This window comes from uncultured Granulicatella sp., assembly GCF_963545075.1.
GTDB lineage: Bacteria > Bacillota > Bacilli > Lactobacillales > Aerococcaceae > Granulicatella.
This window is the reverse complement of the sequence record NZ_CAUUHX010000012.1, coordinates 14861-37124: the sequence shown is the minus strand read 5'-3', so window position 1 is coordinate 37124 and position 22264 is coordinate 14861. Positions and strand designations below refer to the sequence as shown.

20 protein-coding genes and 1 other annotated feature are annotated in these 22264 nt (G+C 33.0%); of the genes, 18 read left to right on the top strand and 2 right to left on the bottom strand.

Annotated features, from left to right (window positions below):
• Positions 1-122 precede the first annotated feature (122 nt).
• Positions 123-1463: a helicase-related protein gene (locus tag RWZ86_RS03070; protein ID WP_314679897.1), complete on the top strand. Its 1341-nt coding sequence runs from the start codon at positions 123-125 to the stop codon at positions 1461-1463.
• 1 nt (position 1464) lies between these two features.
• Complete coding sequence (locus RWZ86_RS03065; protein WP_314679896.1) at positions 1465-2139, top strand: hypothetical protein; 675 nt, start codon at positions 1465-1467, stop codon at positions 2137-2139.
• Positions 2140-2213: 74 nt separating this feature from the next.
• Here the strand turns inward: RWZ86_RS03065 and RWZ86_RS03060 are convergent, their stop codons facing one another.
• Positions 2214-2594, bottom strand: coding sequence for a hypothetical protein (locus RWZ86_RS03060; protein ID WP_314679894.1), 381 nt, complete (start codon positions 2592-2594; stop codon positions 2214-2216).
• A 191-nt stretch (positions 2595-2785) separates the two neighbouring features.
• Entirely contained in the window at positions 2786-3880 is a 1095-nt protein-coding gene (locus RWZ86_RS03055) for a glycerol dehydrogenase (protein WP_314679892.1), read from the bottom strand.
• Between the two features lie 330 nt (positions 3881-4210).
• Here RWZ86_RS03055 and hpf point away from each other — a divergent pair, with 330 nt between their 5' ends.
• The 16 genes from hpf to RWZ86_RS02970 all read left to right on the top strand — a co-directional run bounded on the left by hpf (position 4211) and on the right by RWZ86_RS02970 (position 22237).
• Positions 4211-4759 carry a ribosome hibernation-promoting factor, HPF/YfiA family gene (hpf, locus tag RWZ86_RS03050; RefSeq protein ID WP_314679890.1) on the top strand — a complete coding sequence of 183 codons (549 nt, stop codon included), beginning with the start codon at positions 4211-4213 and terminating at the stop codon, positions 4757-4759.
• A gap of 157 nt (positions 4760-4916) precedes the next feature.
• A complete protein-coding gene (secA, locus tag RWZ86_RS03045; RefSeq protein ID WP_314679888.1) occupies positions 4917-7358 on the top strand; it encodes a preprotein translocase subunit SecA in 2442 nt (813 codons plus the stop codon).
• 59 nt (positions 7359-7417) lie between these two features.
• Positions 7418-8531, top strand: a protein-coding gene (gene prfB, locus RWZ86_RS03040) for a peptide chain release factor 2 (RefSeq protein ID WP_314679886.1) whose coding sequence is annotated in 2 segments (ribosomal slippage) — positions 7418-7474 and positions 7476-8531 — 1113 coding nt in all. Because the reading frame shifts where the segments join, the coding sequence is not laid out codon by codon here.
• A 356-nt stretch (positions 8532-8887) separates the two neighbouring features.
• A complete protein-coding gene (locus RWZ86_RS03035) occupies positions 8888-10324 on the top strand; it encodes a hypothetical protein (protein ID WP_314679884.1) in 1437 nt (478 codons plus the stop codon).
• Between the two features lie 123 nt (positions 10325-10447).
• Entirely contained in the window at positions 10448-11134 is a 687-nt protein-coding gene (gene ftsE, locus RWZ86_RS03030; protein WP_314679883.1) for a cell division ATP-binding protein FtsE, read from the top strand.
• On the top strand, positions 11124-12011 hold the full coding sequence (gene ftsX, locus RWZ86_RS03025; RefSeq protein WP_314679881.1) for a permease-like cell division protein FtsX: 888 nt from the start codon (positions 11124-11126) through the stop codon (positions 12009-12011). The genes ftsE and ftsX overlap by 11 nt, the downstream gene beginning before the upstream one ends.
• Positions 12012-12077: 66 nt before the next feature.
• Positions 12078-12289: a binding site (T-box leader), on the top strand.
• A gap of 60 nt (positions 12290-12349) precedes the next feature.
• Positions 12350-14995 (top strand): valine--tRNA ligase, encoded by a 2646-nt coding sequence (locus RWZ86_RS03020; protein ID WP_314679879.1) that lies wholly within the window; start codon positions 12350-12352, stop codon positions 14993-14995.
• 114 nt (positions 14996-15109) lie between these two features.
• Positions 15110-16396 carry a folylpolyglutamate synthase/dihydrofolate synthase family protein gene (locus tag RWZ86_RS03015; protein WP_314679877.1) on the top strand — a complete coding sequence of 429 codons (1287 nt, stop codon included), beginning with the start codon at positions 15110-15112 and terminating at the stop codon, positions 16394-16396.
• A gap of 65 nt (positions 16397-16461) precedes the next feature.
• Positions 16462-17148 (top strand): DNA repair protein RadC, encoded by a 687-nt coding sequence (gene radC / locus RWZ86_RS03010; RefSeq protein ID WP_314679875.1) that lies wholly within the window; start codon positions 16462-16464, stop codon positions 17146-17148.
• Between the two features lie 410 nt (positions 17149-17558).
• A complete protein-coding gene (locus tag RWZ86_RS03005; RefSeq protein ID WP_314679873.1) occupies positions 17559-17825 on the top strand; it encodes a metalloregulator ArsR/SmtB family transcription factor in 267 nt (88 codons plus the stop codon).
• A 1-nt stretch (position 17826) separates the two neighbouring features.
• A complete protein-coding gene (locus tag RWZ86_RS03000) occupies positions 17827-18468 on the top strand; it encodes an SdpI family protein (protein ID WP_314679871.1) in 642 nt (213 codons plus the stop codon).
• Entirely contained in the window at positions 18468-18680 is a 213-nt protein-coding gene (locus RWZ86_RS02995; protein WP_314679870.1) for a hypothetical protein, read from the top strand. The genes RWZ86_RS03000 and RWZ86_RS02995 overlap by 1 nt, the downstream gene beginning before the upstream one ends.
• Positions 18681-18882: 202 nt before the next feature.
• Positions 18883-19809, top strand: a complete 927-nt coding sequence (locus tag RWZ86_RS02985) for an ABC transporter ATP-binding protein (RefSeq protein ID WP_314679867.1) — start codon at positions 18883-18885, stop codon at positions 19807-19809.
• Entirely contained in the window at positions 19772-20530 is a 759-nt protein-coding gene (locus RWZ86_RS02980; RefSeq protein WP_314679864.1) for a hypothetical protein, read from the top strand. Before RWZ86_RS02985 ends, RWZ86_RS02980 begins: the two co-directional genes overlap by 38 nt.
• Positions 20524-21435, top strand: a complete 912-nt coding sequence (locus tag RWZ86_RS02975) for an ABC transporter ATP-binding protein (protein WP_314679862.1) — start codon at positions 20524-20526, stop codon at positions 21433-21435. Before RWZ86_RS02980 ends, RWZ86_RS02975 begins: the two co-directional genes overlap by 7 nt.
• Positions 21428-22237, top strand: coding sequence for an ABC transporter permease subunit (locus RWZ86_RS02970; RefSeq protein ID WP_314679860.1), 810 nt, complete (start codon positions 21428-21430; stop codon positions 22235-22237). Before RWZ86_RS02975 ends, RWZ86_RS02970 begins: the two co-directional genes overlap by 8 nt.
• The last annotated feature ends 27 nt before the right edge of the window (positions 22238-22264 follow it).

Below are 22264 nucleotides of genomic sequence, written 5' to 3'. Positions count from 1 at the left end.
AAAGACTTAATTTGGTGTTAAATTTGATTCACCAACAGAATTTGTCGATGAGCCTTTTTTTATTTATCGTCGCAGCGAATTTTTTCGCTGCTTTTTTCGTATATAAAGATTGGAGGTGTGTTATGGAAAATCAAGGTAGAATTCAAGTAAGATTTCAGTCACAAAGAGATTCGACATTAGAAGAATTAGGTGAAGTGTTGCCTGGATTTCATAAGGAAAGTGGCAAATTCATTTGTAATCGTTGTGTGAATCAAAATAGCGAAGATTTTTCGGTAGGCCCTTGCATTATTTGCAAGAAAAATTGTCATTATTGTTTGAAATGCTTGAATATGGGAAAAATCAAAGAATGTTGTGTCCTAGTGGCCATTGAGGAACAAACGCCTGCATTTTTACCGCATTCCGTTCAGGTATATTACAAGCATACGATGTCTAAAGAACAGGAAAAACTCTCGCAAGAATTAGTAGAAGTAACGGATAAGGAGCATTTAGTATGGGCCGTAACCGGAGCAGGAAAGACAGAAATGATTTTTGAACTAATACGTACAGTATTAGAAAAGGGAGGAAGAGTAGGATTAGCAGCTCCAAGAATTGACGTGTGTAATGAATTGACTCCCAGAATTAAAGAAGCCTTTCCTTTTGAAGAGGTCATTGTATTACATGGGTTAACAGATGGGGCGTATAAAAGAACTCCGATTACCATTGCAACGACTCATCAGATGCTACGATTTTATCATGCATTTGATGTACTTATTGTAGATGAAGTAGATGCCTTTCCTTATTCTAATAGTGATATGTTGCAATTTGCGGTTCATCGTGCGGTTAAGCCAACAGGGAGGTTAGTTTTTATGACAGCAACGCCTTCAAAATTAGAATTGTATCAAATTCAACATCATCAATTATCCTATTCGTTATTACCGGCAAGATTTCACAGACATCCCCTTGTTGTACCGATTTTCAAGGAATTAAGAAATTGGGATAGAGCTTTAGAAAAGAAAAAAATTCCGCAAGAATTGTATAGCTGGATGAAGAAGAGACTTGAAGAAAAAACTCCGTTTTTAGTATTTGTATCAACGATAAGGCAAATTCCAGCGGTGGAAGAAATGATGAGTCGAGCCTTTCCGAATGCAAGCTTTTCTAGTGTATCTTCTCAAGAGGAACAGCGGCAAGAAAGAATACAACAGATGAGAGATGGGACATTAGATTTTCTAATTACGACAACCATTCTTGAAAGAGGAGTGACTTTTTATGGCATTGATGTAGCGGTAATAGAGGCACAAGAAGAGATATTTACAAGGGAAGTATTAGTACAAATTGCTGGAAGAGTAGGCAGAAGTGTGAATCATCCGGGAGGAGAAGTCGTCTATTTTTATGAAGGAATAAGTCGAGCAATGAAACAAGCGAAAAAAGAAATTGAATCATTAAATGAAGAAGCTAGAAAAAGAGGATTAATAGAAGGTGACTAAAATGCGTTGTGTGTGGTGTAGAAATGATGTAACAGCAGATTCAGGGATTAGTTCTTTATTCATGTGGAATTCAAGACCGATTTGTCGTCAGTGTCAAAACTTATTCCACTCATTAGAAAAGGAACCAATTTGTCCGGGATGTGGTCGTTTAATGGAGGAAGAGACATTGTGTTATGACTGTATTCGCTGGAAAGAGATGGATTCTTATTTTCCCATGAATCAAGCATTATATCATTATGATGAGCAGGCAAAAGAATTTATGGAACGATATAAATTTATAGGCGATTGTGCTGTAGCATTTTTAATAAAAGAAGATTTGAAAAAGGTGTTGAAAAAATATATCAAACAAGGATATACGATTTGTCCACTACCAACATCTAAACAAAGTTTAGAAAAAAGGGAATTTGAATCAGTTGAATATATTTTAGAACTCTCAAAAATTCCATATCAGCAACTCTTTCAACATATTGGAAAAGGAAAAAAACAATCTGAAAAGACAAGGGAAGAGAGGATGAAACTCCAACAACCTTTTGTATTGAAAGAAAAAGTAAAGTTACCAACTAAAATTTTATTGTTTGATGATATTTATACAACTGGGAAAACAATCAGACTAGCTGCTAAGTTATTGCAAGATAAAGAGATAGAGGATATTAGGTTGTTTACGGTGTTTCGATAACAGGATGGAATAAAAAAGGAATTAAGTCATTTAAAATTACTTAATTCCTTTTTAAATTTTAATATAGATACTGTTTAAAATTTTGATAAAACAGTTAAAGAAATAACTATTCCAAAAACAAAAGCAAATGAAAAAAGGGATGTAATCAATTGGGTAAAAATATAGGTTTGTATAACTTTTGGAATTCCAATAATCAAAACAAGAAGGAATAATCCCATAAAAAGATAGATTCCAATTGTTATCATACGAGATTTCAGTAGGTTAGTTTTGATTGATAGAGTAATGACTAAAATTGTTAATACAATATTTAAAATAAACAAAATGGTTATTCCGAAAAGAGCAGTATGATTTGCTCTTAAAAAATTAGGATAAAATATGTTCATTATTTGAATGTTGAAAAAAGGTAATAATAGATATAATAATAAACTAGCAGAACCAATGATTCTTTTTAACATAATAACCCTCCGTTCAATTTTAGTGATTACGATATAGTCTGATGAAATTTTCACCTATATTATACTATGTTTGATGAAGATTTATATAGGTGACTATGAATTATTTAGGAAATAAATAAAAAAATCAGCAGAAGCAGGTATCTGCTTGAGCTGATTGGGTGTGATTTTGAATAGAATGTATTCCTCACAAATTAAAATCGAGTTGTCACGTACTGATCAAGAGCAATTAGAGCATTTGCTACATCTTCAGCAGTATATTGAACGACCATTTGGTGGATTGTTTCACCATCTTGTGTAGCTAAACGACCGATTTTTAGTAAATCTTCATATGGTACAGTATCTAATTTTACTTCTTTTAATATCGTTGGTAAGCCCAATTCTTTATAGAATGTAATATATTTATCTAATTCTTCTTTAGGACGGTTTTCTAATAAAAGTTGTGTTAATGTACCATAAGCTACTTTTTCACCGTGAGTAAGAGTGTGAATATCGCCATGTAAAGCTGTAAATCCATTATGGATGGCGTGAGCAGCTGCTAAACCAGCAGATTCAAAACCAATACCACTTAATAATGTGTTTGCTTCAACAACTTTTTCTAATGCAGGAGTGACTACTTTTGCATTTGCTGCAGCTAATGCTTGAAGTCCGTTTTCAAATAAAGTAGCTTCGCAAGCACGAGCAATAGCTTCTGAAGCGATAGTTGGAGTATCTCCTACCATCGTTTTTCCTTGAGCTTCGATTACTGCACGAGCTTCAACCCAAGTAGCAAGAGCGTCTGCAATTCCTGAAACAAGTAAACGAACAGGAGAGTGAGCAATAACATTTGTATCAATTAAAACTAAATCTGGGTTCTTTGTATAGAAACGATAGCGTTCAAATACACCTTCTGGAGAATAAATAACGGATAAAGCAGAAGTTGGTGCATCTGTCGAAGCAACTGTTGGTAAAATAGCGACAGGACATTGACAGTCATCTGCGATTGCTTTAGCAGTGTCGATTGTTTTACCACCACCTAAACCAACAATGACTGTTAATTCATGTTCTTTAGCGATTTCAGCTACACGACTAACTTCTTTGTTCGAAGCTTCACCATTGAAACTTTCATGGTAAACAGTTGCTCCGGAAGTAACTAAATTTTCTTCTAATTCTTTTCCGACTAAATCATAAACGATTGGGTCACATAGAAGAAGTAGTCGATTCCCTAACGCTAAAACATGTGAAAGACCTGTTTTAAACACATCTTTTCCTTGAACATAACGAGATGGACTTGCAAAAACTTTTTCCATAAAACAACACTCCTTTGTGTTATAAGATATCTTAACTGTACTACTGTAAACGGTTTCTGTCAATGGAATAGAGGGCTTTTTTAGTTATTTAAATCGGAAAAATAATGAACATTGAGAAAGAGTTAACAAATAAAATCAGATTAAATTCAACTTATTAAAAAGTGTTATTAAAATGTTTAGGAATTCCTAAAGATTATTGTAAACGCTTGTAAAAAATAAGAAAAAGGTTTATAATAAAAACATAGAAAGAAATCAAAAGAAGGGATTCTTAAGAGTGGTCCTTAAGAGATTTCTTCAGTCTGGCATAGCCAGATGAAAGGGGAGATTATTATGTTCAAATATAATATTCGCGGAGAAAACATTGAAGTTACTGAAGCAATTCGTAATTATGCTGAAAAGAAACTTTCAAAATTAGAAAAATACTTTTGCGATGTTGCTAATGCAACAGTTCATGTTAACTTAAAGGTTTATTCTGAAAAAACAGCAAAAGTTGAAGTAACAATTCCTCTTCCTTATTTAGTCTTACGTGCAGAAGAAACTTCTGGAGACCTATATGGTAGTATTGACTTAGTGATTGATAAATTAGAAAGACAAGTTCGTAAATACAAAACAAAAATTAATCGTAAATCTCGTGAAAAAGGATTTGATCTTCCTGTTGCACCAGTTGTACCAGAACCAGTTGAAGAAGATGAATCAGTATTAGAAATTGTACGTACAAAACGTGTAGATTTAAAACCTATGGATAGCGAAGAAGCTGTTTTACAAATGAATATGTTAGGACATAACTTCTTTATCTACCAAGATGCAGAAACAAATGAAACACATATTGTATATCGTCGTAAAGATGGAAAATATGGCTTAATTGAAACAAATGTATAAAAATCCTTCTTTTTAAGGTAGAGTTGGAAAAATTTTTCCAACTCTACCTTTTTTTCTTTTCTATTTTGAATAATGATGGTAAAATGAATAAGATGCAATTGGTATACTCATTTGCAATACAGATGATTAGGAAAGAATAATATAAAGGAGTCAGAGAATGGCAAATTTTTTAAAGCAATTAGTTGAAAATAACAAACGCGAAGTTCGTAAACTTGAAAAATTAGCGGATAAAGTAATTAGTTTGGAAAGTAAAATGGAAGCATTAAGTGATGCAGACTTTCCAGTGAAAACAGAAGAATTTAAAGCAAGATATGCTTCAGGAGAATCATTAGATAAATTATTACCAGAAGCGTTCGCGTTAGTGCGTGAGGGTGCTAAACGTGTATTAGGTTTATTCCCGTATAAAGTCCAAATTATGGGAGGAATTACTCTACATAACGGGAATATTGCTGAAATGCGTACAGGTGAAGGTAAAACTTTAACAGCGACAATGCCTGTATATTTAAATGCACTTTCAGGTGATGGGGTACACGTAGTAACGGTTAATGAATACTTATCTACACGTGATGCGAAAGAAATGGGAGAATTATATAATTTCTTAGGCTTAAGTGTAGGGGTAAACTTAACAGGGCAATCACCAGAAGAAAAACGTGCAGCTTATTATGCAGATATCACATATAGTACAAACAGTGAATTAGGATTTGACTACTTACGTGATAACATGGTAGTTTATAAATCACAAATGGTACAACGCCCATTAAACTATGCGGTAGTTGACGAAACTGACTCAATTTTAATTGACGAAGCTCGTACACCATTAATTATTTCAGGACAAGCTGAAAAATCTACAGTTTTATACCAACGTGCAGATTTCTTCGTTAAAGCATTAAAAGAAGATGAAGATTATACGATTGATTTAACTTCTAAATCTATTTCATTAACAGACGAAGGTATTAATAAAGCAGAACAAACTTTCCGTTTACCAAACTTATATGATGTGGATAATTCAGCATTAGTTCACCATATTGACCAAGCATTGCGTGCAAACTACATTATGATTCGAGATATCGATTATGTAGTAGATGAAGGGCAAGTAAAAATCGTAGATGGATTTACAGGTCGTATTATGGAAGGACGTCGTTATTCAGATGGATTACACCAAGCGATTGAAGCTAAAGAAGGTGTAGAAGTTGAAAATGAATCTAAAACAATGGCAACAATTACTTACCAAAACTTCTTCCGTATGTATCGTAAATTGTCAGGTATGACAGGGACAGCTAAAACAGAGGAAGAAGAATTCCGTGAAATTTATAATATGAACGTTATTACGATTCCAACAAACCGACCTGTTCAACGTGTTGATGCGCATGATGTGATTTATCCATCATTGAAGAGTAAATTTAAAGCGGTAGTACGTGATATTAAAGAACGTCACGCAAAAGGACAACCAATTCTTGTAGGTACAGTAGCCGTTGAAACAAGTGAGTTAATTTCACAAATGTTACATCAAGAAGGAATTCCTCATGAAGTATTAAATGCTAAAAACCACTTTAAAGAAGCGGAAATCGTTATGATGGCTGGACAACGTGGTGCTGTTACAATTGCGACAAACATGGCAGGACGTGGAACAGACATTAAGTTAGGTAAAGGCGTTAAAGAATTAGGTGGATTATGTGTTATCGGAACAGAGCGTCATGAAAGCCGTCGTATCGATAATCAGTTACGTGGACGTTCTGGACGTCAAGGAGATCCAGGTGCAACTCAATTCTACCTATCATTAGAAGATGATTTAATGAAACGTTTTGGTGGAGAAAGAATGCAAGCAATCTGGGAAAGATTAAATATTGACGAAAATGGAGATGACAACTTCATTCAAAGTAAAATGTTATCTCGTCAAGTAGAATCTTCTCAAAAACGTGTAGAAGGAAATAACTACGATACACGTAAAAACGTATTACAATATGACGAAGTCATGCGTGAGCAACGTGAAATCATTTATTCACAAAGATTACAAATTATTAATGAAGAAAATTCATTAGAAAAAGTAACAAAAGCAATGATTCGTAGAACAATTCACCGTATGGTAGAAAATCACACATTAGGTGAAAAGAAAACTTGGGATTTAGAAAGCTTAGTAGACTTTGCTGCAAATGCGATTTGTCATCCAGATGATATTTCATTATCAGACTTAAAAGGTAAAACTCCTTCAGAAATCGAAGGTTTATTGAATGAAAAAGCAATGGAAGTTTACAAAGAAAAACAAGAGCAATTAAATGGGGATTCTCAAATGCTTGAGTTTGAAAAAGTTGTCATTTTACGTGTAGTTGACCGTAAATGGACGGATCATATCGATGATATGGATCAATTACGTGAGGGTGTAGGTTTACGTGGATATGCACAAATCGACCCACTTACTGAATATCAAACAGAAGGGTTCAATCGTTTCCAACAAATGATTGCAGCTATTGATTATGATGTAACTCGTATCTTGATGAAATCTCAAATTCGTCAAAACTTACAACGTGAACAAGTGCAAGGTGCTAGAAGTGTGATTGCTCAAGGGCATGATCGTCCAACTGAAGAACCAGAACAAGCATAATAAAAAGTAGGCTGGGCAAAAGTCCAGCCTACCTTTTTACAATGAGATAGGAGATTGGTATGGAAATTAGTGAAATCAGAAATGTATTAGAAAAAATGAGTACTCAGATGACAAGTTATAGGGGGTCTCTTTGACTTAGATCATTTAGAAGAAGATATTGCTTCATATGAACAACAAATGTCAGAACCAGGATTTTGGGATGATAATGAAAAAGCACAGTCTGTTATTCAAAAAAGTAATGAGTTAAAAGCTGTGTATGATACATTTCATCAATTAGAACTGCAAGTAGAAGAAGTAGAACTTTTATTTGAAATGTATAAGGAAGATCCAGAAGAAGAAATTCATGATGAATTAGTGGAACATGTTCAAAGTGTTGAAAAAGCGCTAGAAAAATATGAATTAAGTATGTTACTAAGTGGACCTCATGATAAATGTAGTGCGATTTTAGAAATCCATCCGGGTGCTGGTGGAACAGAATCGCAAGACTGGGGAAGTATGTTGTTAAGAATGTATACAAGATGGGCTGAACAACATGGATACCGTATCGAAACAGTTGATTATCAAGATGGAGAAGAAGCAGGTATTAAGTCTGTGACTTTATCTATTGAAGGTTTAAATGCTTATGGTTATTTAAAGAGCGAAAAAGGCGTGCATCGTTTAGTGAGAATTTCTCCATTTGATGCGGCTGGGAAACGTCATACTTCATTTTGCTCCATTGATATTATGCCTCAATTAGAAGGGGATATTGATATCGAAATTAATCCGGATGATTTGAAAATTGATGTGTATCGTGCGAGTGGTGCTGGTGGGCAACATATTAATAAAACATCATCTGCTGTTCGTATTACGCATATTCCAACTGGAATTGTAACGCAAAGTCAGGCGCAACGTTCGCAATTTAAAAATAAAGATCAAGCGATGGCAATGTTAAAAACGAAATTATATCAATTAGAAGAAGAGAAGAAGGCTGCTGAGTTAGCAGAAATTCGTGGTGAACAAAAAGATATTGCTTGGGGTTCTCAAATTCGAAATTATGTGTTCCATCCGTATTCATTAGTGAAGGATTTGCGTTCGGGTCATGAAACGGGGAATATTGGTGCTGTGATGGATGGAGATTTAGATCCATTTATGGATGCGTATTTAAAATGGTCATTATCCGGAGACGTAGAATAAAAATTGACTTTTTGGGTATAGTAGTAGGAGGACGCCAGCAGTTTCGCGATGCGAATCTCATGGCTAATACTACTATAAAAAGTCATTTTTATTTAAACGGATATCGACTGAGAGTACGTATACAATGTTGACTTTTTGGATATAGTAACAGGAGGATGTTAGCAGCTGCATGAGTGCGGATCTCGTGGCTGATGTTCTTAAAAATTAAAGAATTATGATTATCATAAAGCTGTTTGGAAATTTCATCCAAACAGCTTTGTTTTTTCGGAAAAAAGTTTAAAAATATAGATAAAACATTTGTTTTATGCGGATGAAAACGGTAAAATAAAATTAGAAAATAAAAGGGGGTTTTGAGAATGCAATATGCGGTGAGTGAACTAAGAGGATTACTAGATACAATGGAATTAATCGAAGAATTAATTCAGGCGTATGAAGCCTTAGATAAAAATCAATTGAGCGATCCTGATAATGTGATGCCATGTGATTTTATGGATAAGTATATGAAGTCTCAAAGCTCAATGGATATTTATCAATATTTTACCAATCATCAAGATGAATTATCTCATGATGAACAGGTGAAAATTCAAAAAATTTCTGATTATTATATGAAGGATAAATATGCGATTAAATATTTTAATCAAGATTTTAAAGTATTACAAAAAGAACTAAGAGAAAAGTGGTTAGAGTCTTTAAGCCCAAAACTTTTGGAGTTATTTCTTGAAAAGGATTTAGATAAACTTAGACTATTCTATGCATCCTATTATGCCGAGAAATTTCATATGTTTGCTCCAAAATATCAGGAAGTTTTATGCTGCTTATATGGTGAGGAATTCGTCTGCTCTTGTTGCAATCAGTTAAAAAATCATCGAGAAAAGATTCTTCAATTTTATAAAACATATCTTCATTCTAGTGCTATTCCAACTAATGCAGATGTCTGTGACTTAATGATTACACAGCAACAAGCTGCGTATTTCTTCAACTTCTTTCTAAATGAAATTCGTACGTTAATTCAACCTTATAAAGTTAAAGTAGAATTCAAGAAGAATTCTAAATGTGTTAATATCCAAAATAAATTCTATCTTCAACTATCTCCATATCATTCTTTTTCAGTCTCTTTATTTGAATTTTTAGAGTTATTTGGCGAAACCTATTCTAAAATTTTACAAAAACCAATAGAGAATAAGTTGTTCGAAGAACAAAAAAAGTATCGTAAATATGCCTGCCGTTATTATGCTACATTACTTCCAATATTATCGATGGATTTTTCTAATTTAATTGTGAATTATTTTTGTAATATTGGTTCTGCAGAAAAAGTTTACAATATTTTATTAAATAATTTTTTAGCAATTCGAAGAAATCCTATGTCATCATCCAATATTAATATCCCTCAATTATTTTTAATCGATATCATTGGATATGAGTTGGAAGAAAAATGGTTTAATGGTGTCATTAGTTCAAGGGAGTTATTAAATAGTTGGCAAGTGTTAATTAAAGAATATTTTGGGCAAACATCTTTTAATGTGTATGAAATTGTATTAAAAATATTCCAAAGACTATTGGAAGGCTTAGGAATTTCGTTGGTTAGAATTGGAGTTGCGTTAAGTGTTTTTGAGCACGGAATGTTAAATGAACAGTATGATCATCCATATAAAACGCTTATAGAATCTTATAGAAAGCAACTGTTAAATAAATGGTCCCCAGAAGAAGAATTTTTAACGCCTCATGATATACAAGAAGAAGCTTTTCGATATTTTCTGTTCTATTTTGTACAACTTTATAAACAGGTTTCGTAAAAAAGTATCTACTCATTGGTGTAAAAATGACATCTTTTTGTAATATGCTGTCAATAGAATGTCATCTGAAAAATGGTATAATGGATAAGACATAGACTATGAATAGAGAAAGCTGGTGAGTGCATGATTGAAATGATGAATGTTTCAAAGAAATATGGAAAAGGTATTTTAGCCGTAAATAATTTATCAGTCAGAATTCAAGATGGGGAATTTGTATATGTTGTAGGCCCATCTGGAGCAGGAAAATCAACATTTATTAAAATGATGTATCGTCAAGAAAAAGCAACTAAAGGAAGAATTACAGTTGGAAAATATGATTTAACAAAAATGAGAGAACGTGAAATTCCTTATTTAAGACGTTATGTAGGAGTTGTGTTCCAAGATTTTAAATTATTACCTCGTTTAACTGTATATGAAAATGTTGCTTATGCGATGGAAGTAATTGAAAAAGCACCAAAAGAAATTCAACGAAAAGTTGAAGAAGTATTAACATTAGTAAACTTGAAGCATCGTATGACGATGTTCCCTGATCAATTATCTGGTGGAGAACAACAACGTGTTGCTATCGCAAGAGCGATTGTAAATAATCCTGCTGTGTTAATTGCTGACGAACCAACAGGAAACTTAGATCCAGATACTTCTATGGAAATTATGGATATTTTAGAAAGAATTAATCAACAAGGGACAACCATTGTAATGGCGACTCATAATAGCCAAATCGTAAATGAAAAGAAACATCGTGTGTTGGCAATTGAAATGGGACGCATTGTCCGTGACCAAGAGGAAGGGGAGTACGGATATGAAGATTAGAACAATGTGGCGTCATATTCGTGATGCGGTTAAAAGCTTATTCAGAAATGGTTGGTCTACATTTGGAGCGATTTCTGCAGTATCAATGGTGTTATTACTAGTAGGGATTTTTGTCTCATTACTATTTAATATGAATAAAATTGCGACAGATGTAGAACAAGATGTGAATGTGCGTGTGTATATTGATTTAGCAGCAGATGAAACAAAAACAGAAGAGTTAAAAGCAGCTATTCAAGCGTTGGACGCTGTAGATACTGTTAAATTCCGTTCAAAAGATGAAGAATTAGATGATATTACGAAGAGTGTTGCGCAAGAATTTGAATTATTTAAAAATGATAGCAACCCTTTAAGAAATGCTTTTGATGTAAGTACAAAAAATCCAAAACAAACGAAGGAAGTTGCAACGACCATTGAGAAAATGGATTATGTAGCTCGTGTTAACTATGGTGGGGCAAAAGCTGATACGTTATTTAAAGTCATTTCAACATCTCGTAATGTTGGAATTGGTGTTATCGCTGTATTACTAATTATTGCTCTATTTTTAATTTCCAATACGATTCGTGCAACCATTCATGCTCGTAGAACAGAAATTGAAATTATGCAATTAGTTGGAGCGACTAAAGCTTATATTCGTTGGCCATTCTTCTTAGAAGGGGGGTTCATTGGCTTAATTGGTTCAATTGTACCAATTGCATTATTATGGGTTTTATATGTATGGGTGTATAAAGGCGGAAGTGATTTCTTTGCTGGATCTAACTTTAGCTTGTTAGCACCAAATCCTTTCTTGTATCGTTTATCTTTAGCAATGGCAGGAGTTGGAGTATTAATTGGATCATTTGGTTCAATTTTCTCAATGCGTCGTTTCTTGAAAAAATAAGAAAGATAAATGCAAGGAAAATCATTTGCAAGTATGGTTAAACAATGGTAGACTATATTCCATAGAATAAAAGCATTGCACAAGAGGAGTAATACGAATTTTAGTTGATAGAGAGAGAAGGGTTGGTGAAACTTCTTAACGAATTTGTATGAAGGTAGCTTGTAAGTTGGCTAGGGGAATCATAGTAACTTAGCTCGGAGTAGACTTCGTTAACAACGTTAAAGGCATCAGTTATGATGCGAATATTAGGTGGTACCACGAAAATAATCGTCCTATGAAGTAAATCTTCATAGGATTTTTTATTGTATCAAAATCATTTTTATTAAGGAGGAAAAAGAATGGCAAAAGAAATGTCACCAAAGTTTCAACCGCAAGAAGTTGAAGCAGGAAAATATCAATGGTGGGTTGAATCAGGAGTCTTCCATCCAAACGAAGATCCAAATGCAGAACCTTATTCAATCGTTATCCCACCACCAAATGTAACAGGTAAATTACACTTAGGACATGCGTGGGACGTTACATTACAAGATATGATTATTCGTCAAAAACGTATGCAAGGGTACGATACATTATGGTTACCAGGTATGGACCATGCCGGAATTGCGACTCAAGCAAAAGTAGAAGAAAAATTACGTGGAGAAGGCTTATCTCGTTATGACCTTGGACGTGAAAAATTCTTAGAACAAACATGGGAATGGAAAGAAGAATATGCCAGCCATATCCGTGAACAATGGGCAAAAATGGGAATTTCTGTTGACTATCGTCGTGAACGTTTCACATTAGACCAAGGCTTATCAGATGCTGTTAAAAAAGTATTTGTCACTTTATATGAAAAAGGCTTAATTTACCGTGGAGAATACATTATTAACTGGGATCCAAAAGCAAAAACTTCATTATCAGATATCGAAGTAATCCATAAAGATGTAGAAGGTGCTTTCTACCATATGAATTATCCATTAGCGGATGGTAGTGGAGTATTAGAAGTTGCAACAACTCGTCCAGAAACTTTACTTGGAGATACTGCTGTTGCGGTTCACCCTGAAGATGAACGTTACCAAGCCTTAATTGGAAAAACAGTTATCTTACCATTAGTTGGAAAAGAAATTCCAATTATTGCGGATGAGTATGTTGAACAAGATTTCGGAACAGGGGTTGTAAAAATTACTCCTGCCCATGACCCAAATGACTTTGAAGTTGGTAACCGTCATAATTTACCACGTATCAATGTTATGAACGATGATGCAACAATGAATGAATTAGCTGGAAAATACGAAGGAATGGATCGTTTTGCAGCTCGTAAAGCAATCGTGAAAGATTTAGAAGAAGCAGGACTTCTTGTGAAAATCGAAAAACATGTTCATAGTGTGGGACATTCTGAACGTACAGATGTTGTTGTTGAACCTCGTTTATCAAAACAATGGTTTGTTAAAATGGGACCTTTAGCAGAACAAGCGATTCAAGCACAACGTGCTGAAGAAGAGAATGCTGTTAACTTCTACCCACCACGTTTTAATGATGCTTACTTACGTTGGATGGAAAACATTCACGATTGGGTAATTTCTCGTCAATTATGGTGGGGACATCAAATTCCAGCATGGTATCATAATGAAACTGGTGAAGTATATGTTGGGATGGAAGCTCCAGCAGATGCTGAAAATTGGAAACAAGATGTGGACGTATTAGATACATGGTTCTCATCTGCATTATGGCCATTTTCAACAATGGGTTGGCCTGATGTTGAAGCTAGTGACTATAAACGTTACTATCCAACAAGTACACTTGTAACAGGTTATGATATTTTAACATTCTGGGTAAGCCGTATGATGTTCCAAGGATTAGAATTTACAGGCAAACGTCCATTTAAAAATGTATTAATTCACGGATTAATTCGTGATAGCCAAGGACGTAAAATGAGTAAATCTCTTGGTAATGGTGTAGATCCAATGGAAGTTATCGAACAATACGGAGCAGATGCATTACGTTGGTTCTTAGCAAATGGTTCAGCACCAGGACAAGACGTTCGTTATTCAACAGATAAAATGGATGCTGCATGGAACTTTATCAATAAAATCTGGAATGCTAGTCGTTATGCGTTAATGAATATTGGCGACTTAACAGTGGATCAATTAGATATTACTGGTGAAAAAACATTAGCAGACAAATGGATTTTAACTCGCTTAAATCAAGTGATTGCTAAAGTAACAGAATTATTCGAAAAATTTGAATTTGGTGAAGCTGGTCGTCTATTGTATCGCTTCATTTGGGATGATTTCTGTGACTGGTATATTGAAATGTCTAAAGAAACATTAGCAGGAAATGATGAAGCTGCTAAATTAACAACTCGTAGCATTTTAGTATATGTATTAGATCAAACATTACGTTTATTACACCCAATTATGCCATTCGTAACAGAAGAAATTTGGCAATCAGTGCCTCATATTGGAGATTCATTAGTAGTCGCTTCATATCCAGTCGTACAAGAAAGTCAAATGGATGAAGCTGCAGCAGAAAAAATGGAATTCTTAATGGACTTTATTCGTTCAGTTCGTACAAGCAGAAATGAAATGAATACACCATTATCGAAACCAATTGCGATTATTGCAAAAACTTCAAGTGCGGATATTCAAGTGATTTTATCAGAAAATGAAAGCTATATTGCTCGTTTCTGTAATCCTGAATCATTCGAATATGGTTTAGAAGTTGAAGCACCAAGTCATGCTGTCACAAGTGTGATTAGTGGAGCTGAAATCTACTTACCATTAGCAGGATTAATTAATATTGATGATGAAATTGCTCGTTTAGAAAAAGAAGCGGCTAAACTACAAGATGAAGTGAATCGTGTAGAGAAAAAATTATCAAATGAAAAATTCGTTGCTAAAGCACCAGAAGCTGTTGTAGAAGCAGAATGTGCCAAAGGAAAAGAATATGCTGACCAACGTCAAGCAGTTCTAGAACGTATCGCAACATTAAAAACATTAGCATAAAATAATACTGAGATAAATCAGGTATTCGATAAATCCTGTTGGTGAGAAATTACTAGCAGGATTTTTTGGGTTGTTAAAGATTATTATGTCTTGCAAGTTGAAGAGGGAATTTGTATGATGAAAAATGAAAGAAGGGGAATCATGCAAACAGTTAGAGAGTGGATCTTAGATCGAATGAAATATAAACGAAAATATGGATTAGATAGAATGAGAGTATTACTGTCTCTTCTTGGAAATCCTCAGGAAGATTATCCGATAATTCATGTCACAGGAACAAATGGGAAAGGTTCTACAATTGCGATGTTATCGTCCTTATTTGTTCATCACGGGCAGAAGGTAGGAGCATTTGTTTCTCCTCATTTAATCGATTATACGGATCGGTTTTTAATCAATGGTAATGTAATGGCCGAAGAAGACTTTGAAATGGTTGGGAATCTCGTTCAACAAGCAGAAGCAAAATTGATAGACGAATACGAACCATTAAGTTTCTTTGAAATTATGACAGCTATGGCGTTAGTGTATTTCTCTAGAAGAAAAGTGGAAGTTGCTTTATTAGAAGTAGGGATTGGTGGATTATTAGATACAACGAATATTGTCGATTCAACGATGAGCGTGATTACATCGATTGGGATGGATCATGAAGAAATGTTAGGAAATACTATCGAAGAAATTGCCATTCAAAAAACGGGAATTTTCAAACAAAAGCAAGCAGTAATATTAGGAAATTTACCAACAGAAGCTTTGAAAGTAGCTGAAGTAGTCGGAAAAGCTTATAACTGTGAAATCCATCACTTTGAACGAGAGTTTAAAATTGAATCGGTTGAAGAAGGATTTATTTTTACAAATGCAGATACTCAAATTCACATTCCTTATTTGAATTTAAAAGGGAAGTATCAATTAGAAAATGCTGCAATAGCGTTAGAGTGCTTTTTACGATTTGAAAAGAACTTCCAACTTCCAGTTTGTGAGTCTGCCATTCAAGAAAGTTTCCAAACGGTCACTTGGCCAGGAAGAATGGAAGTAGTGCATCAAAGTCCTAAAGTGATATTAGATGGAGCGCATAATGTTCATGCCTTAAAACGATTTGTTGAAACGGTGAAGCAATATGGAGAAGATGGATCTCAACAGACGATTTTATTTTCTGCTTTAAAAAGAAAACATTACAAAGAAATGGTTGATTATTTACGAAAAGAGTTGCCGGAAGCTCGATTAGTAGTAACAACATTTGATTATGTAGGAGCTATTGAAAAAACAGACTACCCTTCTAGTGAGGTTGAATTTGTAGAGGATGCTCAACAATTTATCGAGGAATATCTAATACAAGTATCGGGTAAGGATACGCTTTGGATTACAGGGTCTCTTTATTTTATTTCATTTATGAGAAAATTTTTCGTAAAATAAAATATTTTTTACCAATTTTTGCGTATATAGAAGTGAAAGTATTATATGCAAGAGGAGGCAATAAAATGGAAATGGATCAACAATTATTAGAATTACCTTTGGAGTCAATGCCAAGAGAACGTTTGGAAAAATTAGGAGCTAAAAGTCTCGAAACTTATGAATTATTAGCGATTTTACTTCGGACAGGTTCCAAAGAATTAAATGTATTGCAATTAGCGAAAGTTGTGTTGAATACGTTTGAAGACTTATTTACATTGAAAATGGCTACAGTAGAAGAATTAATGGCCATTCATGGAATTGGACGAACAAAGGCAATTGAATTAAAAGCTGCAATGGAATTAGGAATTCGATTAGGAACTGCTCAGCAAACGAAGTTAGGACATATTACCAGCTCGCAAAAAGCGGGAGAATGTATTATGGAAGAATTGAAAGATTTGTACCAAGAACATTTAATTGCATTATTTTTAAATTCCAAAAATGAAGTCATTAAGAAAAAAATTATTTTCCGAGGAGGACTCAATCAAGCAGTCGTTCATCCAAGAGAAATTTTTAGAGAAGCGGTACGTTTTTCTGCAGCAAGAATAATTATCGGGCATAATCATCCAAGTGGAAATGTTACTCCGTCTCAAGCAGATATTGATTTTACAAGACGATTATCAGAATGTGGAGAAATGATGGGAATTGAATTGTTAGACCATTTTATTGTGGGAGATCATACATACTGCTCTTTAAAAGAAGAGGGGTATTTCTAAAGGAGTCTTGTCTAAAAAGTTGAAATGAACAAAAATAAGCCGTAAAATATGACTGATTAAAGATTATTCATTGAGGGCAGAAAGGGTTCCTGCCGCACCTTATTGAGGTACCTGAGATGCTGGATACACCGACCAGCCAATGAATAATCGTAAATCTGTTGAAGAGTCAAGTTCGCTTGGCTCTTTTTTATATCTTTTAAGGTACTTTGGTAAAATAGGCTCGTAGACAAATTCTGTTGGTGAGAAATCACCAACAGGATTTATTGAACAACCACTTTAAATACCGGTGTTTTTTTATTACAAAAAATTACAACAACTATTTAAAAATATTTTTAAATAACTATTGCATTTTGTTTTTGGAAGGAGTATTATCTATTTAAAGAAATTTTTAAATAGAAAGAGATGAGGATATGTCAGTTAATGATATTTTGTCTGCATTATCGGATGAAAACCGTCGGAAGATTTTAGAAATTTTACGACAGGGACGAACGAATACAGGAGACTTAGCAAATAGCTTACAAATCACACCGCAAGCATTGTCGTATCATTTAAAAAAGTTAAAACAAGCGGATTTAATTTATGAAACAAAGGAAAAGAACTTTATTTATTATGAGTTAAATTTAACTGTTTTAGAAGACGCAATAGTTTGGATGAATTCTATTATTGGAGGAAAATAATATGTTAGTAGAACAAAGAAAAATTTATTTATTAGATGTCATTTTGACCTTTTTACCTATATTACTTGCTTTATGTGTCATTTGGTATGCGCCTGAGACAATCGCATCTCGGTTTGATTTAGAAGGAAATGTTATAGCAACAGCTTCACGTTGGACGATTGTAATATTACCAATTTTTATTCTATTATTATCCGGCTTTATCAAATGGATTGATTACAAAGAATTGGTTGGAGGTCAAAATAAAGAAATTAGTCGTTACATTTTTAGAGTGACATTACTATTGTTTAACGCAATTGCCTTTTTCCAATTTGTCTTGATTTTGACAGGAGTTAGTATGGGTTCTCAAATGGGACGTTTTATGTCATTTCTTATTGGGATATTTATGATATTTATTGGAAATGTTAGTCCTAAAATTAAAGAAACGAATAAACACTTCGGCTTTCGTGTTCCATGGATTATGAATCATGATGAGGCCTATCGTAAAACACAACGATTCTTTGGATTTGCAAGTATCATTTCTGGAATCATCTTTATTTTAATCTCATTATTTGTGGTAAATAAATTAGCATTGATTTTTGCAAGTATTGTTTTATTAGTAACGATTGTTATTACTGCAGTGTATTCGTATAAGATTAGTAAATAATGGAAAAAGGACAAAAATTGTTAATAGGTATTTCGATTTTAGTAGGTGTTATTCTTTGCAGCCTCTCCATTAGCTTTGAAGAAAGTCGATATGAGAATATTGCCTATGCTATAAAAGATAACCTCATTACGGGTTTGGATTTTCAGATGTTATTGAAGAAGTGTTTTGAAAATGCTGGTATAAATCCAGATAAAATTTTTGAAGAATTGTAGGGAAAAATTATGAATAAAATTCTTTTAATTATTATACCTTTGGTAATGCTATATATACTATATCTTATTTTTTTCTTTCTAGATATTAAAAACAATGAAGTTAGGTATTTTTCTAAAATTATCTGGTTTATTATTTGTTTGATTTCAGTTCCGTTAGGTGGAATAGCGTATTTTTTAATTGGAAGAAAAGAGGATTATGACCATGATGAAGAAATTGATAGAACTATCTGATGTTTCTATTCGTATAAAGAAACGTTGTATTCTTGAAAACTTTTCTATTAGTTTTTCTGATGAAACAGGTGTGATTGGCTTAGTTGGATTAAATGGAGCTGGTAAGACATCATTTATCAAGTCTATTTTTGGTTGCTATTCTATTACATCTGGAAAAATTTTAAGATTCACGGATGAGATAGCATATTGTCCGGATGTTCCTGATTTTCCAACAGATATGACTACTTTAGAAGTATTAGAATATTCAAGAATGTTATCTAACAAGAAAAGAAAAAAACTGGAATTTTATAAAAATATACTTCAATTGGTTGGTCTATCTAAATCTATAAATAGGGAAATATCATATTTTTCAAGAGGTATGAAACAACGAGTAGGGATTGCATCGGTTTTGGCGCTAGAACCTCAAATAATATTTTTTGATGAGCCAACAAGTGCATTGGATTCTAAAGGAAGAGAAGAAATTATTGAGATACTAAGAAATTTAGGAAAAACTAAACTAGTAATTTTTTCTAGTCACATTCTAAATGATGTTGAAAAAATAGCTAATCGTATTATTGTTATCCACAAAGGTAAAAAAATATTTGATGATAACATTTTGAATTTATTGATTCATAATGATCCTAAAATTTTAGTTACATTGAATAGAGAATCAAGCTTAAGTAAACTGAAAGAAAGGCTAGTTAATAAAAAGTGTTTTTGTGTACAAGATAATAATACTTTACAATTTAGTGGATTAGAATTGTATGATTTTCTTAGTTTGCTGAATGAGAATATTTGTAGTGGAATAGTATCTATTGAGAGGAGTCAAATTAGCTTGGAGCAGAGTTTTGATAATCTAATTGAAAGGAACGAGTACTCAAATGTTAGTTATAGAAATGAAAAGATGGATACGAAGTAAAAAAGCAATACTGCTACCTATGTTTTTTATATTTTTATCAGTATCCTCAACGTTAGCTGCATATTATGCTAATGATTTAATTGAAAGTATGGTTTCAGCAAATAATGGAAAAATTATCCTTCCTGATATTACTTGGGAAAGTTTAGTTAATTCATTTTTTAAGAATTCTGCTCAAATGGGAATATTTGTAGCACTTTATTTGATATTGTCAATGAGTAATATTGAAAAAACTGAATCATTGAAGCTGTTTTATTTAACAAGAACAAAAAGTAGTTTTAAAATCTATTTTCCTAAATTATGTAGTTCGATGTTCTTTTTTATTATTTCTTGGCTATTTGGTTTACTGAGTACCATCTACGTAACGATGATTTTATATAAAGAAGTTAGTTTGGAAAGAATACTTGCTACCTCTATCTTACATTTGATAATGGTTTCCTTTATTGTAATATTCGGTTTTTTTATTAATATTATCTTCAATATGCCTTTTGTAATTTCAAGTTTAGCTGAAATACTAATACTTGTTTTTTCGTCATTAACAATGGTTGATTCATTTAATAAATATACTGGAATGAAGTTTTTATTACCTAAAAATCTAATACATTATCAAGAACTATTTAATAGTGATAATGTAGAAATATTAATATATTTAATAATTTATATAGTTGCTTTAATAGTTTTGGTGTGGTTGAATGATGTTATAAGAGGAGTAAAAAAATGGTAATTGAGATAAATGGGATTAATAAAACAATTGGTTCAAAAAAAGTTATTAATGATGTTTCTTTAAGCATTGATAAGGGGAAAGTTTTTGCGCTGCTAGGGCCGAATGGAGCGGGTAAGACTACTCTGATTCGTATAATCTTAGGGTTATTAAAACCTGATAAGGGGAATGTTATGCTTTTTGGAGAGAAGCTAACAGATCAATCAAGATCTGATTTACTATTACGTATTGGAGTTCAAAATGATGGTAATCTATATGAAAATCTATCTGTTGAAGAGAATCTATCTTTATGGGGTGAAATATATGGTCTAGATCAAGGAACTATAAAAAAACGAATAGATAATTTGAAGAAGATGTTCCATTTAGAAGAGTATATTGATATGTCTGTAGGTAATCTCAGTAAAGGAAATAGGCAGAAAGTGATGCTAGCTAGAGCTATGTTCCATAGTCCAGATGTTTTGATTTTGGATGAACCAACAACAGGACTAGATCCTGCTGCAATTGATGAGTTTTATCAGTTCATTAAGAAATTAAAAAAAGATGGTGTTACAATTATCATGTCCACCCATTATTTATATGGGATGGATGATGTTGTCGATAGTATAGGTATTATATTTGAAGGAACTCTACTTATCAGTGATGAGGTTGATGAGCTACGTCGTAAAGAAAATAAAGTCAATTTTAAAGGTAAATTTAATCCCAAAGATATCAAAGAGTTGACTTCGTATGGTGAACTATTTGGAAATCTTAATGATGAATTTACTATCTCAATTGATAAGGATGATAAGGTATCTGATATTGTCAGAACCTTAGTTCTAAAAGGAAATGATATTTATGGTGTTTATAAAGTAACTGAGACAGTTAAAGAAATATATTTTAGAATTATTGGAGGACATATCCATGGATAGATATCAACTGAAGGTCATGATAAAAAAGGAGTATAAAGAATTAGTTAAGGATAGAGGCTTACTAGCTTCTTTACTTATTGTGCCGATTATCTTTAGTATCGTGTTACCAGTATTATTATTGTTGTTGGGTACTAGTTCGGAGGTTTCATCAAGCATAGCTGGCCTCAATACTTTTATTAATCAGTTTAAGATTATAGATTATCCAAATTATATTACAACACAAACGTTGCCACTCTATGCTGTCTTTACCTACTTTTTTTTACCGTTATTTATGCTTCTCCCAATTATGATTTCGACTGTATTAGCTAGCAGTAGTTTTATTGGGGAAAAAGAACACAAAACGTTGGAGGGGTTGTTATATACCCCAGTTTCACCCAAAATACTTATTTTAGGAAAAGCTTTAGGATGTGCACTTCCTGCAGTTATACTTGCAACTATTTCTGTAATAGTTTATACATTAGTTGTTAATGCTGTTGGTTGGGGATATTTTGGGCATATTATTTTACCAAATATTACATGGTTATTAGTTACATTTTTGATTTCACCACTTCTTGTTTTATTATCAATATTATTAGTTATTGGTAGCTCACAATATTTAAAGAACAGTAAGTCAGCTCAAGGTATTTCCATGATAGTTGTAGCACCAATCTTTGGAATGCTAATTTCTCAATCTACGGGAGTATTAATTTTAGGTGTTTTTGAAACATTAGTTTTTATTATAGCTTTAATATTTTTAGTAGTTGTTGTTTTTATTGTTGTTATGAAACTATTCAATTTTGAAAAATTTATTCTAAATAATTGATATCCTTATAAGGAGGTAAATATGAAA

Excerpts from the sequence above, each read along its gene's own strand:
- RWZ86_RS02980 (WP_314679864.1), top strand. The coding sequence starts at position 19,772 with ATGTTAGTTATAGAAATGAAAAGATGGATACGAAGTAAAAAAGCAATA.
- RWZ86_RS03055 (WP_314679892.1), bottom strand. The coding sequence starts at position 3,880 with ATGGAAAAAGTTTTTGCAAGTCCATCTCGTTATGTTCAAGGAAAAGAT.
- RWZ86_RS03070 (WP_314679897.1), top strand. The coding sequence starts at position 123 with ATGGAAAATCAAGGTAGAATTCAAGTAAGATTTCAGTCACAAAGAGAT.
- RWZ86_RS03005 (WP_314679873.1), top strand. The coding sequence starts at position 17,559 with ATGTCAGTTAATGATATTTTGTCTGCATTATCGGATGAAAACCGTCGG.
- ftsE (WP_314679883.1), top strand. The coding sequence starts at position 10,448 with ATGATTGAAATGATGAATGTTTCAAAGAAATATGGAAAAGGTATTTTA.
- RWZ86_RS03020 (WP_314679879.1), top strand. The coding sequence starts at position 12,350 with ATGGCAAAAGAAATGTCACCAAAGTTTCAACCGCAAGAAGTTGAAGCA.
- ftsX (WP_314679881.1), top strand. The coding sequence starts at position 11,124 with ATGAAGATTAGAACAATGTGGCGTCATATTCGTGATGCGGTTAAAAGC.
- RWZ86_RS02985 (WP_314679867.1), top strand. The coding sequence starts at position 18,883 with ATGATGAAGAAATTGATAGAACTATCTGATGTTTCTATTCGTATAAAG.
- RWZ86_RS02970 (WP_314679860.1), top strand. The coding sequence starts at position 21,428 with ATGGATAGATATCAACTGAAGGTCATGATAAAAAAGGAGTATAAAGAA.
- RWZ86_RS03035 (WP_314679884.1), top strand. The coding sequence starts at position 8,888 with ATGCAATATGCGGTGAGTGAACTAAGAGGATTACTAGATACAATGGAA.
- RWZ86_RS02995 (WP_314679870.1), top strand. The coding sequence starts at position 18,468 with ATGGAAAAAGGACAAAAATTGTTAATAGGTATTTCGATTTTAGTAGGT.
- RWZ86_RS03060 (WP_314679894.1), bottom strand. The coding sequence starts at position 2,594 with ATGTTAAAAAGAATCATTGGTTCTGCTAGTTTATTATTATATCTATTA.
- hpf (WP_314679890.1), top strand. The coding sequence starts at position 4,211 with ATGTTCAAATATAATATTCGCGGAGAAAACATTGAAGTTACTGAAGCA.
- secA (WP_314679888.1), top strand. The coding sequence starts at position 4,917 with ATGGCAAATTTTTTAAAGCAATTAGTTGAAAATAACAAACGCGAAGTT.
- radC (WP_314679875.1), top strand. The coding sequence starts at position 16,462 with ATGGAAATGGATCAACAATTATTAGAATTACCTTTGGAGTCAATGCCA.
- RWZ86_RS03065 (WP_314679896.1), top strand. The coding sequence starts at position 1,465 with ATGCGTTGTGTGTGGTGTAGAAATGATGTAACAGCAGATTCAGGGATT.
- RWZ86_RS03015 (WP_314679877.1), top strand. The coding sequence starts at position 15,110 with ATGATGAAAAATGAAAGAAGGGGAATCATGCAAACAGTTAGAGAGTGG.
- RWZ86_RS02975 (WP_314679862.1), top strand. The coding sequence starts at position 20,524 with ATGGTAATTGAGATAAATGGGATTAATAAAACAATTGGTTCAAAAAAA.
- RWZ86_RS03000 (WP_314679871.1), top strand. The coding sequence starts at position 17,827 with ATGTTAGTAGAACAAAGAAAAATTTATTTATTAGATGTCATTTTGACC.